At 64.3% G+C, this 15,283-nt stretch carries 16 protein-coding genes; 12 read left to right on the forward strand and 4 right to left on the reverse strand.

Features of this window, described 5'->3' with window-relative positions:
• The first annotated feature begins 327 nt into the window (after positions 1-327).
• Complete coding sequence (locus JQ624_RS21550; protein ID WP_212420911.1) at positions 328-939, forward strand: lipopolysaccharide assembly protein LapB; 612 nt, start codon at positions 328-330, stop codon at positions 937-939.
• 880 nt (positions 940-1,819) lie between these two features.
• On the opposite strand, the gene JQ624_RS21555 is transcribed toward JQ624_RS21550, so the two are convergent.
• Positions 1,820-2,344: a DUF6101 family protein gene (locus tag JQ624_RS21555; RefSeq protein WP_212420912.1), complete on the reverse strand. Its 525-nt coding sequence runs from the start codon at positions 2,342-2,344 to the stop codon at positions 1,820-1,822.
• 286 nt (positions 2,345-2,630) lie between these two features.
• Here JQ624_RS21555 and JQ624_RS21560 point away from each other — a divergent pair, with 286 nt between their 5' ends.
• The 6 genes from JQ624_RS21560 to lpxK all read left to right on the forward strand — a co-directional run bounded on the left by JQ624_RS21560 (position 2,631) and on the right by lpxK (position 8,191).
• Positions 2,631-4,043, forward strand: a complete 1,413-nt coding sequence (locus JQ624_RS21560) for a TldD/PmbA family protein (RefSeq protein WP_212420913.1) — start codon at positions 2,631-2,633, stop codon at positions 4,041-4,043.
• Positions 4,030-4,839 carry a 3'(2'),5'-bisphosphate nucleotidase CysQ gene (locus JQ624_RS21565; RefSeq protein WP_212420914.1) on the forward strand — a complete coding sequence of 270 codons (810 nt, stop codon included), beginning with the start codon at positions 4,030-4,032 and terminating at the stop codon, positions 4,837-4,839. The genes JQ624_RS21560 and JQ624_RS21565 overlap by 14 nt, the downstream gene beginning before the upstream one ends.
• Positions 4,840-4,932: 93 nt before the next feature.
• Positions 4,933-5,181 (forward strand): DUF4170 domain-containing protein, encoded by a 249-nt coding sequence (locus JQ624_RS21570; RefSeq protein WP_212420915.1) that lies wholly within the window; start codon positions 4,933-4,935, stop codon positions 5,179-5,181.
• Positions 5,178-5,891, forward strand: a complete 714-nt coding sequence (locus JQ624_RS21575; RefSeq protein ID WP_212420916.1) for a lysophospholipid acyltransferase family protein — start codon at positions 5,178-5,180, stop codon at positions 5,889-5,891. The genes JQ624_RS21570 and JQ624_RS21575 overlap by 4 nt, the downstream gene beginning before the upstream one ends.
• A complete protein-coding gene (locus JQ624_RS21580) occupies positions 5,854-7,188 on the forward strand; it encodes a 3-deoxy-D-manno-octulosonic acid transferase (protein WP_212420917.1) in 1,335 nt (444 codons plus the stop codon). The genes JQ624_RS21575 and JQ624_RS21580 overlap by 38 nt, the downstream gene beginning before the upstream one ends.
• Entirely contained in the window at positions 7,181-8,191 is a 1,011-nt protein-coding gene (gene lpxK / locus JQ624_RS21585; protein ID WP_212420918.1) for a tetraacyldisaccharide 4'-kinase, read from the forward strand. Before JQ624_RS21580 ends, lpxK begins: the two co-directional genes overlap by 8 nt.
• Before the next feature lie 111 nt (positions 8,192-8,302).
• Here the strand turns inward: lpxK and JQ624_RS21590 are convergent, their stop codons facing one another.
• Positions 8,303-8,530, reverse strand: coding sequence for a DUF2093 domain-containing protein (locus JQ624_RS21590; RefSeq protein WP_108520004.1), 228 nt, complete (start codon positions 8,528-8,530; stop codon positions 8,303-8,305).
• 187 nt (positions 8,531-8,717) lie between these two features.
• Here JQ624_RS21590 and JQ624_RS21595 point away from each other — a divergent pair, with 187 nt between their 5' ends.
• Positions 8,718-9,551, forward strand: coding sequence for a dienelactone hydrolase family protein (locus JQ624_RS21595; protein ID WP_212420919.1), 834 nt, complete (start codon positions 8,718-8,720; stop codon positions 9,549-9,551).
• Here JQ624_RS21595 and xseA read toward each other — a convergent pair.
• On the reverse strand, positions 9,548-11,170 hold the full coding sequence (gene xseA, locus JQ624_RS21600) for an exodeoxyribonuclease VII large subunit (RefSeq protein ID WP_212420920.1): 1,623 nt from the start codon (positions 11,168-11,170) through the stop codon (positions 9,548-9,550). The two genes, JQ624_RS21595 and xseA, sit on opposite strands and share 4 nt — an antisense overlap.
• A 136-nt stretch (positions 11,171-11,306) precedes the next feature.
• Between xseA and JQ624_RS21605 the strand changes: the two genes are divergently transcribed.
• From JQ624_RS21605 to purD, 4 genes are all read left to right on the forward strand, one after another.
• Positions 11,307-12,317: an alpha/beta hydrolase gene (locus JQ624_RS21605; RefSeq protein ID WP_212420921.1), complete on the forward strand. Its 1,011-nt coding sequence runs from the start codon at positions 11,307-11,309 to the stop codon at positions 12,315-12,317.
• A 25-nt stretch (positions 12,318-12,342) separates the two neighbouring features.
• A complete protein-coding gene (locus JQ624_RS21610; protein ID WP_212420922.1) occupies positions 12,343-12,894 on the forward strand; it encodes a hypothetical protein in 552 nt (183 codons plus the stop codon).
• 1 nt (position 12,895) lies between these two features.
• On the forward strand, positions 12,896-13,198 hold the full coding sequence (locus tag JQ624_RS21615; protein WP_212420923.1) for a transcriptional regulator: 303 nt from the start codon (positions 12,896-12,898) through the stop codon (positions 13,196-13,198).
• Positions 13,199-13,306: 108 nt separating this feature from the next.
• Positions 13,307-14,590 carry a phosphoribosylamine--glycine ligase gene (gene purD / locus JQ624_RS21620; protein WP_212420924.1) on the forward strand — a complete coding sequence of 428 codons (1,284 nt, stop codon included), beginning with the start codon at positions 13,307-13,309 and terminating at the stop codon, positions 14,588-14,590.
• 89 nt (positions 14,591-14,679) lie between these two features.
• Here the strand turns inward: purD and JQ624_RS21625 are convergent, their stop codons facing one another.
• On the reverse strand, positions 14,680-14,973 hold the full coding sequence (locus JQ624_RS21625) for a GYD domain-containing protein (protein ID WP_212420925.1): 294 nt from the start codon (positions 14,971-14,973) through the stop codon (positions 14,680-14,682).
• Positions 14,974-15,283 lie beyond the last annotated feature (310 nt).

A 15,283-nucleotide genomic window follows, 5' to 3' on the forward strand; every position in this document is an offset into this window, starting at 1 on the left:
CGCAAGCCCATCTGAACAAAGTGGCTCGTCAGCTAAACGAACGACCACGTGAGACCTTGCAATTTGAAACACCAGCAGAGAGATTTAACGCCTGTGTTGCGTCGACCGGTTGAGCCGGCAGCGGCATAGCGGACATGGCCGGACTTGCTGCCGGTTCGACCCCGGTCGCGAATGACCCCGTTGCAGACATTGACCTGCTCATAAGACAATATTGCTGTCACACCATCTCGGTTTTCTGAATACATTTTCAGGAATGTTTGAACCAGGCCGGAGTTAACACGTTCGGTTGGATTGCGAGCTCGAAGGCGTAGCATGCAGGAGGTTCCTATGACCAACTTGATGATCAGGAGTGTGACGCTGGCAACGTGTTCGATTGCGCTGATCGCTGCGTTCTCGGTCACTCCGGTTGTTGCGGCCGGGGGCGATCCAGGTGGCAGTGAGGCAAACTATAGCGGGATGAACCAACGCTCCGCTTATCCGCCTCCGTCATACCCGAAGCGGTCGGGCACCAAGGCCACTCACGCTCCCAAGGCCAAGAAAGCCAAGCAGTCCCTTTTCGACGATCCCGCCTTCGCTCGTGGGTACCGCGCAGCCTATTCGACGGTTTACGACCGCACGGACTATGCCTCTGCGATTGAGCAGTTGAAGGCGCTCGGCCACTACGATCACCCGAATGTGGCCAATCTGATCGGCTATTCCTATCGCAAGCTCGGCGACTACAAGCTTTCGCAAGTCTGGTACGAACGCGCCCTGAAAGCAGATCCGAACCATGTGCTGACCTGGCAATATTACGGTCTGTGGCAGATCGAGCAGGGCAACCGCGATCAAGCGCAATTTCATTTGAGTCGGATAGCGGTAATTTGCGGGACGGGCTGCGAAGAGTATCGGTCGTTGGCCGCCGCGCTAGAGAAACCGCCCGGCACTGGCCTGGTTTATTAGGAGGCTTTGCAGCGGCCGTCAGCGCTCGGCGCTAACGTGATGGTTGAGGCCATATCTGTTCATGGCACATCGCGTCATTTCGCGGTGGCGCGGTCGCTTTAGCTGTGAAGCGGAGATGAGCACGTAGCCCGGATGAGCGTAGCGACATCCGGGGCCTTCGTCATTTCCCCGACTCCCGCATATCGTTGCGCTCATGCGGGCTACTTGCTGCGAACTGATTTGGTTTGCGCGCAAGCGCAATCGCGAGGCGTAACCGCGACAAATCAACACGACGGGCAAATCACTTCTGATTTTCCGAAATCGTGTCAAGTCCGGGATTTAAAAATATTCTGCTTTCGCTCTCACCCAAATCAGTAGCACAACTTCTCCCGTCTCACGGCAGATGAGGGGCGCTCGCGATCGTCACGAACGTGCGGTGAGATGCGGTGGACGCTGAGGGCGCGATAGACGTACGCGCCGGAAGCGTACGGCGAAGTCGTGTGGTTCGGGCGTCGCGGTGCTGGCGCTAAGTTTCACGGGTTATCTCGTGGAGCGACGGAGGCAAAATAGCCGTTCTCCGGGAAGAGCACGAAGTAAGCCGTAAAGCCATTGCGCAGGGAAGGCCGGAATGCTCCCGCTGCCCTGTATGCTCGTGTGCACTTTTGTTTGCGCAAATCGCACGCGAGACCGCGGGTGCAGCAAGCACCCGGTCTTCCCTGCGCCCTCTAAATCCTGGAGGGCCAAACGAAGATGCAAACCTCGGGCGAAAGGCGTCGCGAGAATGCGAAGTCGTATCTGCGTAGGATGGGTGGAGCGAAGCGATACCCATCGCCATCCGCACCGGCATTGATGGGTATCGCTTCGCTCCACCCATCCTACGAGAGCAATGACGGGTGTGGCTTCAATCCCGCGCGATGATCTCGCGCTCGTCCCGATGAATGGTCTCGGTATTGTTCAGGTTACCGCCCCGGCGGCGCACCAGAAATTTCGGGCGGCGGGCGCGGATTGCGTTGTGGCGGCGGCGGCGGGCGGCCGGTTCGTGGTGGTCATCTTCCGCCAACAGCGGCAGCGCGAAGATGTCGCTCCACATCTGCCAGGCGGAGGCGATTTCCTCGTGGTCGGAGCTCACGCACAGCGGAATATTCAGCGAGGGATCGCGATGCACCAGCACCAGCATCTGCGCATCGTCGAGACCGCGCAGCGCGACGCCGAGAAAGTCGCTGACGCGGACGTTGATCGCCATCCGCATGCCCTTGACGGCACGGTGCAGCACGACACGTTCGCGATGAAGTTCTACTCTCCGCACGCCGCCGTCTGCGCGGGTATCGTGCGCATGGAAGCTGAGCGGCAGAGAAAGAGGGTCGAGCCGCATGACGCGGCTCGACCCGGCGGGATTGATCCCGCTTGTTGCTGTTTGACGCCTCACGGCTCTCATCTCCCCGCCGGGATTATGTTCCCGGTCGATACGTGAGACCTTAGCGGAAGCGTTTCCGTTTCGCCTTAAAAAGCCTGGTTAAGGAGAGGTCACCTGCCCTGGATCTCCCCGCATGATTGACAAGACCTTGGCACGCATGATTGACGAGACCTTGCGCCAAAGCCGAAAATGTTTGGCATTAGGTGGCGCAAAATGCTTGAAATCCCTGTGAATCAGGCACATCTGGTGGGTCTGCCGATTTGCGCCCAAGCCCCTTCAATTGTCAGGGATTTTGTTTGTGAACTCTTCACCATCCAGCGCTTCGCCGCTTTCGAAGGCCGAGACGGCCTCCGGCGCAACCTCCGGCCTGTTCGATCAATCGGCGCTCTCGACGCTGGCGCAGCGACTGGTTGAGGCCGCCAAGCGCGCGGGCGCGGACGCCGCCGACGCGGTTGCGGTGCGCGGCGTCTCGCAAGGCGTCGAAGTGCGTGATGGCCGGGTCGAGGAATCCGAGCGCTCCGAAGGCGACGATGTCGGATTGCGCGTATTGGTCGGGCAACGCCAGGCCGTGGTCTCGACCAACGATATTTCCGGCGATGGCATCGCCAAGCTCGCCGAGCGGGCGGTCGCGATGGCCCGCGTCGCGCCTGACGACAAATATGTCGGTCTCGCCGATCCCGCGCTTTTGGCGCGCGAGTTCGCCGATCTCGACCTGCTCGACCGCAATATCCCGACCACCAGCGAACTGGAGCGCCGCGCCTGCGAAGCGGAAGCCGCGGGCCTTGCGGTCAAGGGCGTGACCAAATCAGGCGGCGCGTCGGCCTCGAGCGGCATCGGCGGCATGGTGCTGGTGACCTCGACGGGTTTCCACGGCTCCTACCTGCGCTCCAGCCACGGCATCTCGATGACGGCGATCTCGGGCGACGGCACCAGCATGGAGCGCGATTACGATTTCACCTCGGCCCCGCACGCCTCCGATCTCGCGTCGCCTGACAGCGTCGGCCGCAAGGCGGGCGAGCGCACCGTGGCGCGGTCCAATCCGCGCAAGGTCGAAACCTGCAAGGTGCCGGTGGTGTACGATCCCCGGGTATCGGGATCGCTGGTCGGCCATCTCGTCGGCGCCATCAACGGCGCCTCGATCGCGCGCAAGACGAGCTTTTTGAAAGACCGGATGGGCGAGCAGCTGTTCGCGAAAAACATCCGCATAATCGACGATCCCTTGCGGGTGCGCGGCCTGCGCTCGCAGACCTTCGACGCCGAGGGCGTAAGAGTGAAGAAGACCGCGCTGATCGACGAGGGGGTGTTGACCACGTGGCTCTTGGATTGCGCGACCGCGCGCGAACTCGGGCTGGTCACGACCGGACACGCCCATCGCGGCGTCTCGTCCTCGCCGTCGCCGGGATCGTATAATCTGCATCTCGAGCCCGGCGAGATGACGCCGAAGGAGCTGATCTCCGATATCAAGCAGGGCTTTTACGTCACCGACCTGATCGGCTCCGGCGTCAACGGGGTGACCGGCGATTACAGCCGCGGCGCCTCCGGCTTCTGGATCGAGAACGGCGAGATTACTTACCCGGTCAGCGAGGTGACGATCGCGGGCCATCTGCTGCCGATGTTCAAATCGCTCGTTCCCGCCAACGATCTGGAATTCCGCTACGGCGTCAACGCGCCGACGCTGCGCATCGAGGGCCTGACGCTTGGCGGACGCTGACACGGCCGACAGGATCTGGGCGCGCGATGCCGCGCTGCTGAGGGACACCGTGCGCGAGGCCGGCGCGCTGGCCTTGTCGCTGTTTCGCACCGAGCTGAAGAACTGGACCAAGGGCGCCTCGTCGCCGGTCTCCGAGGCCGACATCGCCGTCAACGACCTCGTCGAACGCCGGCTGCGCGCGGCGACGCCGAAATATGGCTGGTTGTCGGAAGAGAGCGTCGATGATGACAGCCGTCTCGGCAAGGAACTGGTCTGGATTGTCGACCCGATCGACGGCACCCGCGCCTATCTTGCCGGCCGCGAAGACTGGTGCGTCAGCGTGGCGCTGGTTGCCGGTTCGGCGCCGGTGCTGGCAGCGGTGTTCGCTCCCGCCAGCGATGAATTCTTCTTCGCGGTCCGTGGTCAGGGCACCACGCGCAACGAAGGGCCGGTGTCTGCGGCCGCCGGTACCGGGCTCGATTTCTCCCGCATGGCCGGTCCAAAGCCGCTGGTGCAACGGCTGAGTGCGTCACCGGATGAGATCACGCTGCATCCGCGGATCGGATCGTTGGCGCTACGGCTGTGCCGGGTCGCCGACGGCAGCCTCGATGCCGCTTTTGCAGGCGGTCAGAGCCGCGACTGGGATCTTGCCGCGGCGAATTTGATCGTGCAGGAAGCGAATGGTAGAATGACCGCGCTCTCGGGGGATGCGATTGAGTTTAATCGCCGGGAGGTGGTGCACGGGGTGCTGGTGGCGGCGGGACACGATCGACATGCGCGCATTGTCGAGCATTTCCGAAATCGTCCGCTGCCCTGAATCGGTCTAAATCCGTGCCACAAATCATCCCGTCCACACCGCGATATCAGCTGTCGCTTCTGCTTGCCGGGCATCTCACTAGGAAAGACCATCATGCCAGATAGTGCCCCGCAGCAATTGCTTCATCTCGTCATCGGCGGCGAGCTGACCGATCTCGAACACACGACCTTCAAGGATCTCGACCAGGTCGAGATCGTCGGCGTGTATCCCAATTACGCGTCTGCTCTCGCGGCCTGGAAGGCGAAGGCGCAGCAGACCGTGGACAATGCCCACATGCGCTACTTCGTGGTTCACCTCCACCGGCTGCTCGATCCAGGTCAAGACACGAAGTCCTCCAGTTGAAACGATTCCTTCGCGATTTGCTGCGCAGCAGCTGGGTTCAGCGCGCGCTGGGTGTGCTCGCGGCCGAATATCTGCGGCTGGTCTGGCTGACCAACCGCTTCAGCTATGAGCCGGCCAACGTCTATGACATCGTCGAGCCGGAGATGCCGGCGATCTTCGCGTTCTGGCACGGCCAGCATTTCATGACGCCGTTCATCAAGACCAAGGAGAGCCACCGTGCCAAGGTGCTGATCTCGCGGCATCGCGACGGCGAATTCAACGCCATCGCCGCGGAGCGGCTCGGCATCGGAACCATCAGAGGTTCCGGCGATCATGGCGGCGCCTTTCACCGCAAGGGCGGCGTCGGCGCGTTCCGGGAGATGCTGCAGGCGCTGGAGGACAAGTGGAACGTCGCTACCACCGCCGACGTGCCGAAGCGGGCGCGGGTGGTGGGGCTCGGCATTATCATGCTGGCGCGGGAATCCGGGCGGCCGATCATGCCCTTTGCGATGGTGACCTCCAGGTTCATCCGGTTGAAGAACTGGGACTCCACCACCATCAATTTGCCATTCGGGCGCGGTGCCGTGGTCGGCATTGAGCACGTATACGTGCCGCCGGACGCCGACGCCGAGACTATGGAAAAGCTGCGTCTTCAGGTAGAAGCTTATCTGAACGAAGCGACCCGTCGCGCCTATGCGGCCGTCGGGCGTCCGGAGGCCGCTCTTGGCTAATCCACTGCCGATGACGTTGCGCGTCTACCGGAAACTGTCGTCCGCGATGGTGCCGCTGTCGCCAGCGTTGATCAGCCGGCGGTTGAAGCTCGGCAAGGAGGACCCGGCGCGGGTCGGCGAGCGCCGCGGTCTGAGCGCCGACATCAGGCCCACCGGGCCGCTGGTGTGGATTCACGGCGCCAGCGTCGGCGAGGTGCTGGCGGCGGCGGCGCTGATCGAGCGGCTGCGGGCCTTGAACCTGCGCATCCTCCTGACCTCGGGCACGGTGACCTCGGCTGCGATCGTCGCCAAGCGGTTCCCCGCCGACGTCATCCATCAATATGTGCCCTACGACTCGCCGCGCTACGTCGCGCGGTTTCTCGATCACTGGCGGCCCTCGCTGGCGCTGTTCATCGAATCCGACCTGTGGCCGAACCTGATCCTGTCCAGCGCCGCGCGGCGGCTGCCGATGGTGCTGATCAACGGACGGATGTCGCAGCGCTCGTTTCCGCGCTGGCGACGGGTCGCAGGGACCATCTCGGCGCTGCTCGGCAAGTTCGATGTCTGCCTGGCGCAGTCGCAGACCGATGCGGATCGCTTTGCGACGCTGGGCAGCCGCAATGTCATTGTCACGGGAAATCTCAAGCTCGACGTTCCCGCTCCGCCGGCCGACGCCAACAAGCTGGACATGCTGATGGCGATGACGCGCGGCCGGCCGGTGGTGGTCGCGGCCTCCACGCATCCGGGCGAGGAAGAGATCCTGACGGAAACACACCGGACGCTGGCCGGCTATTTTCCAAAGCTGTTGACCGTGATCGTGCCGCGGCATCCCGATCGCGGCGAGGCCATCGCGCGCATGATCGCAGCTTCCGGCCTCAATCCGACCCTGCGCTCGCATGAGGACTTACCCACCGCCACGACCGACATCTATGTCGCGGACACCATGGGTGAATTGGGGTTGTTCTACCGGCTGGCGCCGATCGTGTTCATGGGCGGATCGCTGGTCGAGCATGGCGGGCAGAATCCGATCGAGGCGATCAAGCTCGGTGCGTCGGTCATCCACGGCCCCCACGTCTTCAATTTCACCGACGTCTATGAAGCCCTCGATTCCGCAGGCGGCGCGCGGCGGGCCGATACGCAGGAAGCGCTGGTCAAGCAGTTCGGGCAGATGCTCGCCGATCCCAAGGCGCGCGAAGCCGTGCTTGCCGCGTCCGAGCGCGTGGTCGGGCAGCTCGGCGGCGCGCTGGAGCGCACGCTCTCCGCGCTCGAGCCGTATTTGCTGCAATTGCGGATCGAGATGGGAGCCGCCAATGCGTGAGCCGGGCTTCTGGCACGGCCCGGCCTCGCTCAACGCGCATCTCCTGAAACCGCTCGCCGCCCTCTATGGCGCCATCGCCGCACAGCGCCTGCGGCGCAGGGGACTGAATGCAGGCATTCCGGTGCTCTGCGTCGGTAATTATCACGTCGGCGGCGCCGGCAAGACGCCGACCGTGCTGGCGCTGGCGAAACTGCTGCGTGAGCTCGGCGAGACGCCGGTGGTCCTCAGCCGCGGCTATGGCGGGAAGCTGGCTGGGCCGGTCAGGGTCGATCCTGTCAGGCACACGGCTTCCGATGTTGGCGACGAGCCCTTGATGCTGGCGGGCCAACTGCCGGTCGTGGTGTCGCGCAAGCGCGCGGACGGCGTGCCGCTGGCGCGCGCGCGAGGCGCGACCGTGATCCTGATGGATGATGGCTTCCAGAGCCCGGCGGTCGTCAAGGACGCCTCCCTGATCGTGATCGACAGCGCGCGCGGGATAGGCAACGGGCAGGTGTTTCCCGCCGGCCCCCTGCGCGCGCCGCTGCGGCCGCAACTGGCGCGCACCGACGTGCTCATTGTTGTCGGCAACGGCACTGCTGCCGAGCCGGTGGCGGCCGAGATCGCGGCGCAAGGCAAGCCGGTGTTGTCAGCGCATCTGAAGCCGGATGAGGCGCAGGTCGCGCAGCTTCGGGGCAAGCGCGTACTGGCGTTTGCCGGCATCGGCGATCCCACGCGATTCTTCGACACGCTGCGCGCCAGCGGCATCGACGTGGCCGGGCAGCGCGCCTTCGCCGATCATCATCCGTATTCGCGAGCCGAGATCGAAAGCCTGATCGCCGAGGCCGGACGCGATGGGTTGACGCTGGTGACGACGGAAAAGGATCTGGCGCGGCTGCGGGATTGGTCGCAGCAAATAGTGCCGTTCAGGGTGACGCTGGAGTTCGACGATCCGGCGCTGTTGCGGAAGTTCGTGACCGACCGGTTGTTCAAGGCGCGCGAGAGGAAACAACCGCAGCCCGGATGAGCGATGCCTGTAGGATGGGCAAAGCGAAGCGTGCCCACCATTCAAGACAATGCTCGACGATAGATGGTGGGCACGGCGCGATGCGCCTTTGCCTACCCTACGAACCCGCGATTAGCCCTGCGTCTTCAGCGCGCCGGGAAAGTGCCGCTGCAGCACGGCGGTCGGGACCGAATAGGCCTCCTGCAGGTCGACGCTCCAGTATTTCAATTCGTCGAGCGGGATCCGCACGTCGGTGATGGCGCAACGTACATACGTTCCGGGCGAGATCACGCGGAAATCGCCATCCAGATATTGCACCTGCGCTTCGCCATGGCCCGAGGGGCCGAATTTATTGAGCACCGTCAAACTCTCCGATCGGCCGGTCCGTGCGGGCTGGCCTTAAGTATATTTTCCAAATTCAGTCTATCATAAATAGGTCGTACTGTCCGCCACGGAAACTGACCTACTTGTGATGATTTTGTGCCCACCTGCATGATAGCGTGAATTTCACCGTGCCCGCAGCGTCACACCGATCCGACAGAGACCGATGCGCCTGTTGTCAGCAACGCTATCCCTGACGCTCCTTGCTGCGGCCTGCACGGCCGGTGCCGCGCCATTGCCGGCCCCGCGCCAGGTCGATATCCCGGCGAGCGGTCTGACCCTGCATGCCCAGCTCTACAAGCCTGACGGTGACGGCCCGTTTCCCACCGTGATCGCGCTGCACGGCTGCGGCGGATTGGGTGGACAATCAGAGCCCGTGCTGCCGCGCTATCGCGACTGGACGGAACAGCTGTTGAAGACCGGCCATGCGGTGCTGCTGCCGGACAGTTTTGGTTCGCGGGAGCTCGGCCCGCAATGCCGTGTCAAGGAGCGCCGTGTGCTCGCCCGCCGCGAGCGAGTGGCCGATGTCAATGCATCGCGGCAATGGCTGTTGCAGCAATCCTGGGCCGCGCGTGACCGGATCAGCCTGATGGGATGGGCGCACGGCGCCAGTGCGGTCCTGTGGGCGGTGCGCCCGCAATCGTCAGCGCGCGGTATCGAGCCGGATTTTCGTTCGGCGATCGCATTCTATCCGGATTGCCGGATCTCCTCCGGCCTCGGCTGGAGCGCGCGCGTGCCGACGCTGCTGCTGATCGGCGCGCAGGACGACGTCAGTTCGCCGGCAGCCTGCCGCCAGGTGGTGGAAGGGGCCCGCGGCCGCAGTGCACTGGCGCGGATCGTGGTCTATCCCGGTGCGCCCCACGATTTCGATCGCGCCAACCTGCCGCTGCGGGCGATCGCAGGCTCCGACGCCGCATTGCCCGAACGCGGTCATATCGGCACCGATGGGGACGCGCGCAGGGACTCGCAAAAGCGCGTCGCGGAGTGGCTGGCGCGTTAGAACAGGCTTCCCTGATCAACCGGCTTGGCCACGCGCTTCGGCGCTGCCGGCTTCGCGTCGGGCGGCGCCGCTTTCGGCGTACTCGCGGCCGGCGCCGCGGTCTGAGGCCGATCGGCATCCGCGGTGGCGCCGACGCGGCCGTCGGCGAATTCGATGGTGAGATGTGCGCTCGGTCCGATCGCGGCGGCGGCATGCACGGCGTGGCCATGCTCGTCGCGCACCAGGGCAAAGCCGCGCGCGAGCACGCCGCGATACGACAGCGCCGACAACAATTGGCCGCTATGGGCAACGCGTGCGTCGAAACGCTGCATGGCGGTCTCGAGCGCGCGGCGGGCGCGCTCGGCCAGCCGTTGCGCGCGCTCGCGATCACGCGCGATGGCATTGCGCTGCGCCTGGGCGTTGGAGAGTTTCGAGGCCTTCAGCCTGACCTCCAGCCCGGCAAAGCGGTCCCGCCGGTTGCGCAGCAGGGCGCGGGCGGACAGCCTGATGCGTTCGCCCGACACCGTGAGGCGGTGATTGGCCTGCGCGACCTGCCCGCGCAGAACCTTCAGCGTCAGGCCGGCGCTGAGATGCGAGAAGCGGCGGTGATGGGCGTGCGTATTGGCCTTCAAGCCGCGGGGCAGGGCGGCGCCGAGGTGATCCAGCCTTTGCCTGGGGATCGCGAGCAGTTCGCTTAAGCCCGGCAGGGCGCGGGCCGCGGCGCGCAATTCATTGCGACGGCTCTCCTGCCCGCGTTGCCAGCACACCATCGTGCGCCGCGCCAGGCTCTCGACCTCGACGAACAATTCGCTGCGCACGGGGACCGCCATTTCGGCGGCGGCCGTCGGCGTCGGGGCGCGCTTGTCGGCGGCGAAATCGATCAGCGTGATATCGGTCTCATGGCCGACGGCCGAGATCAGCGGGATCATGCTCTCTGCGGCGGCGCGAACCACGATCTCCTCGTTGAACGACCACAAATCCTCCAGCGAGCCGCCGCCGCGCGCGACGATCAGCAGATCCGGCCGCGGAATCTTTCCCGCCTCGGGTAGCGCGTTGAAGCCGCGGATGGCGGCCGCCACTTGCTCGGCGGAACCTTCGCCCTGGACCTTGACCGGCCACACCAGCACGCGGCGGGGGAAGCGGTCCTGCAGCCGGTGCAGGATGTCCCGGATCACGGCGCCGGTCGGCGAGGTGACGACGCCGATCACTTCGGGCAGCCAGGGCAGCAATTGCTTGCGCGCCTCGTCGAACAGGCCCTCGGCGGCGAGCTTCCGTTTGCGCTCCTCCATCAGCGCCATCAGCGCGCCGATGCCGGCGGGTTCCAACGCCTCGATGACGATCTGGTATTTAGAGGAGCCCGGATAGGTCGTGAGCTTGCCGGTGGCGATGACCTCGAGCCCTTCCTGCGGCTTGAACCGCATTCGGGCGTGGGCGAACTTCCAGATCACCGCCTCGATCTTGGCGCTCTCGTCCTTCAGCGCGAAATAGCAATGGCCCGAGGAGTGCGGCCCGCGGAAGCCGGAAATTTCGCCGCGGACGCGGACATGGCCATAGGCGTCCTCCACCGTCCGCTTCAGGGCGGAGGACAACTCCGAGACGGTGAATTCGGGCGCGTTGATCAGGTTTTCGGCAGCAGGCATCGGCAACTGATTCGGACGTTGGAGGCGTTGCCGCAACGTAGGGATTTTTGACCATCCCCGCCAATCCGGCTCTTGTGAAACTCATATACTCTGTGATACAGAGTTCTCTGTATTTCATTCCGGCGAGGCAAGCTCGATGTTCAAATTCCTGATCCGCGGCACTCTGAGCTTCCTGAAATGGGCCCTGTGCGGCGTCGGCGTGCTGGCGCTGGTGGTGCTGGCGTTGCTGGCAACGCCGCTGCAGCCGGTGCCGGAACTGCAATCGATCTCGCGGGCGCGAGCCACCGTCGATCTTTCCAGCCTGCCTGCGATTGACCGGTTCCAGGCCCGCGACGGCACATGGCTCGGCTTCCGCCATTACGCGGCGGGTGGCACGCCGACCGGCCGCGTGGCGATCGTGATTCATGGCTCCTCCGGCTCCAGCGGCGGCACTATCCATGCGCTGTCCCAGGGGCTGGCTGCGCATGGGGTGGAAACCTTTGCCGTCGACATGCGCGGCCATGGCACGTCGGGCACGCGCGGCGACATCGGCTATGTCGGCCAGCTCGAGCACGATCTCGCCGATTTCGTCGCGGAGTTGCGCAAGACCGTGCCATCAGCGCCCCTGACGCTGGTCGGCCATTCGTCCGGCGGCGGCTTTGGGCTGCGCGTGGCGGGCTCGCCAATCCAGAACCTGTTCGAGCGCTTCGTGCTGCTCGCGCCCTATCTCGGCTACGACGCTCCCTCCACCCGGCCGAGTTCCGGCGGCTGGGCCCGCGCCGACATCCCGCGCATCCTCGGCTTGGTGGTGCTACGCGAGCTCGGGATCACCTGCTGTGAGGCGCTTCCGGTGCTGGCGCTCGCGGTGCCGCCGAACTCCGAGAAGACACTGGTGTCGACCTATACCGACCGGTTGATGCGCAACTTTGCTGTGCGGGGCGATTTCCGCCACGATCTCGCCGCTGCGACAAAACCGCTCACGATCATCTCCGGCGCCGACGACGAATTGATGTTTTCGGACAAATACGCCGAGGCCGTGCGTGGCGCGAAGGTCGCTGTCGACGTCAAGGTGCTCGACGGCATCAACCACATGGGTATCGTCGCCGCGCCGAAGGCGGTATCCATCGTTGCCGAAGATGTTGCCACGCGCGCCATGGCGGGGTCATAGCGGCGACGGGGCGGGAATGGGCAACATGATCGACAGCCGCGAGGCCTCCGCGGCGCTCGCCGAAATCAACGAGATGACGCGCCGCGTCCGGCAATCGCGGATCTACAATCTCGCCAGCCTGATGCTGATCATGTGGGGCGCGCTGGTATTTGCCGGCTATCTCAGCTCGTTTCTGGCGCCGCGCCAGGCCGGCTATTTCTGGGCCGCGCTGAACGCAGCGGGGGTCGCGGGCTCGTTTGCGATCAGCGCCTTCGGATATCGCAAGACAGGCATTCGTACCTTCGATTTCAGGATGCTGATCGCGTTCGTGCTGTTCTTCGCCTTTGGTTTCCTCTGCACGAGCGTGCTCGGCCACTTCACGCCGCGCCAGATGGGCACGTTCTGGCCGATTTATTTCATGCTGCTCTACATCATCGCGGGACTCTGGTTCGGCCACGCCTTTGTTGCGATCGGTCTCTCCATCAGCGCGCTGGCGCTGGCGGGCTATTTCTGGGCCGGCGACTGGTTCGATCTCTGGATGGCCTTTGTCAACGGCGGCGGGCTCATCCTTGGCGGCCTGTGGATGCGCCGGAGCTGATATGGACGGGCTCGACGACATCATTCATCAACCGCTGCGGCTGCGAATCATGGCGGCGCTGAACGCGCTGCCGTCGGGCGTGGGGCTCGAATTTGCCAGGCTGAAGAAGCTTACCGGTGCCACCGACGGCAATCTCGGGGCCCATATCGAGACGCTGTCGAAGGCGGGCTACGTCGCGGTCGAAAAGGCCTTTGTCGGCAAGAAGCCGCAGACCACGGTGACGGCCACGGCGGCGGGGCGGGGCGCCTTCGCCCGCCATGTCGCCATGCTGCAGGAAATCATCGCAGCCTCGGGCGGCAGATAGCGCCGAAACACCTCTGCACAACGGCTATTCTGCCGCCCGGTCCCCTTGCGGCCAGGGGGCGTTTTGTGCGACCGAAGCCGCATCTCATCCCCGCATCTGGCTCATGTCATGAACATCCTCCTGCTCGGTTCCGGCGGCCGCGAACACGCTCTCGCATGGAAGATCGCCGCTTCCCCGCTGCTCACCAAGCTGTGGTGCGCGCCGGGCAATGCCGGCATCGCGCGGGAAGCCGAATGTGTCGCGCTTGATGTCGCTAATCATGCCGCGGTGATCGAGTTCTGCAAAAGCAACGCCGTCGATCTGGTCGTGGTGGGGCCGGAGACGCCGTTGGCGGCCGGCATCGTCGACGATCTCGCGGCGGCCGGCATCAAGGCGTTCGGACCGGGCAGGCAGGCCGCGCAGCTCGAGGGATCCAAGGGGTTCACCAAGGCGCTCTGCACCGAATTCAACATTCCGACCGGTGCGTATGGCCGCTTCACGACGGCTGACGATGCGCTGGCTTATGTGCGCGCGCAGGGCGCGCCGATCGTGGTCAAGGCTGATGGCCTGGCCGCCGGCAAGGGCGTTGTCGTCGCCAAAACGCTTGATGAAGCCGAGGCGGCCATCGCCATGATGTTCGACGGCGCGTTCGGTTCGGCCGGCACGGAAGTCGTAATCGAGGAATTCCTCTCCGGCCGCGAGATCAGCTTCTTCGCGCTGTGCGACGGCGAAACCGCGATCCCGCTGGCCTCGGCCCAGGACCACAAGCGCGTGTTCGATCACGACGAGGGACCGAACACCGGCGGCATGGGCGCCTATTCGCCGACACCGTTCGTGACGGCTGAAATTCACGACCAGATCATGGCGCGGATCATCCTGCCGACCGTCGCCGGCATGAAGCAGCGCGGCACGCCGTTTCGCGGCGTGCTCTACGCCGGCGTGATGCTCACGGAGCAGGGGCCGAAGCTGTTCGAATACAATGTCCGCTTCGGCGATCCCGAATGCCAGGTGCTGATGCTGCGGATGATGTCCGACATCGTTCCGGCGTTTCTGGCGTCCTGCGATGGCGAACTGAAGCATTTCGACCTGCGTTGGTATCCGGAGCCGGCGCTGACCGTGGTGATGGCGGCGAAGGGCTATCCCGGCGACTACAAAAAGGGCACGCGAATCGATGGCCTCGATGAGGCCGCCGGAATCGAGGGGGTCGAGATATTCCATGCCGGCACGGTGGCAAAGGATGGCGCGGTCCTCGCCAATGGCGGGCGCGTGCTGAACGTGTGTGCGATGGGCAAGACCGTGCTGGAGGCGCAGCAGCGTGCCTATCAAGCTGTCGACCGCATCAAATGGTCTGATGGTTTCTGCCGCCGCGACATTGCCTGGCAGGCGGTGGAGGCGGAGAAGGCGCAGCACTGACGCAAGTCAGAAAACGAGATCAGCACCCCGCGACAGCGAGTTGGATCGTCGGCTTCGCTGCAGACTGCCAGCCGAGCGAAATGCGGTTATCAGAGCATGCTGCCGACGGCCTTTGTCATCTCAGCTGCAGAAAAGGCCCGCAGCGATTCGGTGCGAACATTGCCGAGCGCACCGAGGCTCAGCGTGAGCGACATGAAGGAGGACTCATCTGGCGCATCGACGATGGTCACAATGTCATATCGCCCCTGTGTCCAGAGGATTTCCTTCACCGTCACGCCGAACGTCTTCGCCATTGCCTTGAAGGCTTCCGCGCGCTTCGGTGACTCCTTGGCGTTGCGGATTCCTTGCTCCGTGAAATTTGCCAGCACGACATAAGCTACCATGGTCGTCCTCCCCGATTAGGAGCCTGTACAATTGGGATGAGGAAGTCGCGCGCAGAGCTTGCCACAGTACTTGCGACACTGCCACCGGCGGAATCGGAAAGGTCAGCGGGCGTGACTTATCCTGCCGCATCGGCGGAGGAGCTATGAATACGCTTTCCGCCGTCATTGCGAGGAGCGATCGGGTCGCGCGAATGCGCGCCCGCGACGAGCGCAATTGCGCTCGCGCAGTGATGACAGGCTTCGCGACGAAGCAATCCATCTATCCGTTATCTGGAGCTATGGATTGCTTCCGCCTTCGCTCGTTGAGCAA

This window comes from Bradyrhizobium sp. AUGA SZCCT0283 (assembly GCF_018130385.1).
In the GTDB taxonomy this organism is placed as follows: domain Bacteria; phylum Pseudomonadota; class Alphaproteobacteria; order Rhizobiales; family Xanthobacteraceae; genus Bradyrhizobium.

Bases quoted from the DNA above. Each gene is read 5' to 3' on its own strand.
- JQ624_RS21550 (WP_212420911.1), top strand. From the start codon at position 328: ATGACCAACTTGATGATCAGGAGTGTGACGCTGGCAACGTGTTCGATT.
- JQ624_RS21570 (WP_212420915.1), top strand. From the start codon at position 4,933: ATGCCAGATAGTGCCCCGCAGCAATTGCTTCATCTCGTCATCGGCGGC.
- JQ624_RS21580 (WP_212420917.1), top strand. From the start codon at position 5,854: ATGCGGCCGTCGGGCGTCCGGAGGCCGCTCTTGGCTAATCCACTGCCG.
- lpxK (WP_212420918.1), top strand. From the start codon at position 7,181: ATGCGTGAGCCGGGCTTCTGGCACGGCCCGGCCTCGCTCAACGCGCAT.
- JQ624_RS21595 (WP_212420919.1), top strand. From the start codon at position 8,718: ATGCGCCTGTTGTCAGCAACGCTATCCCTGACGCTCCTTGCTGCGGCC.
- xseA (WP_212420920.1), bottom strand. From the start codon at position 11,170: ATGCCTGCTGCCGAAAACCTGATCAACGCGCCCGAATTCACCGTCTCG.
- JQ624_RS21605 (WP_212420921.1), top strand. From the start codon at position 11,307: ATGTTCAAATTCCTGATCCGCGGCACTCTGAGCTTCCTGAAATGGGCC.
- JQ624_RS21610 (WP_212420922.1), top strand. From the start codon at position 12,343: ATGATCGACAGCCGCGAGGCCTCCGCGGCGCTCGCCGAAATCAACGAG.
- JQ624_RS21615 (WP_212420923.1), top strand. From the start codon at position 12,896: ATGGACGGGCTCGACGACATCATTCATCAACCGCTGCGGCTGCGAATC.
- purD (WP_212420924.1), top strand. From the start codon at position 13,307: ATGAACATCCTCCTGCTCGGTTCCGGCGGCCGCGAACACGCTCTCGCA.
- JQ624_RS21625 (WP_212420925.1), bottom strand. From the start codon at position 14,973: ATGGTAGCTTATGTCGTGCTGGCAAATTTCACGGAGCAAGGAATCCGC.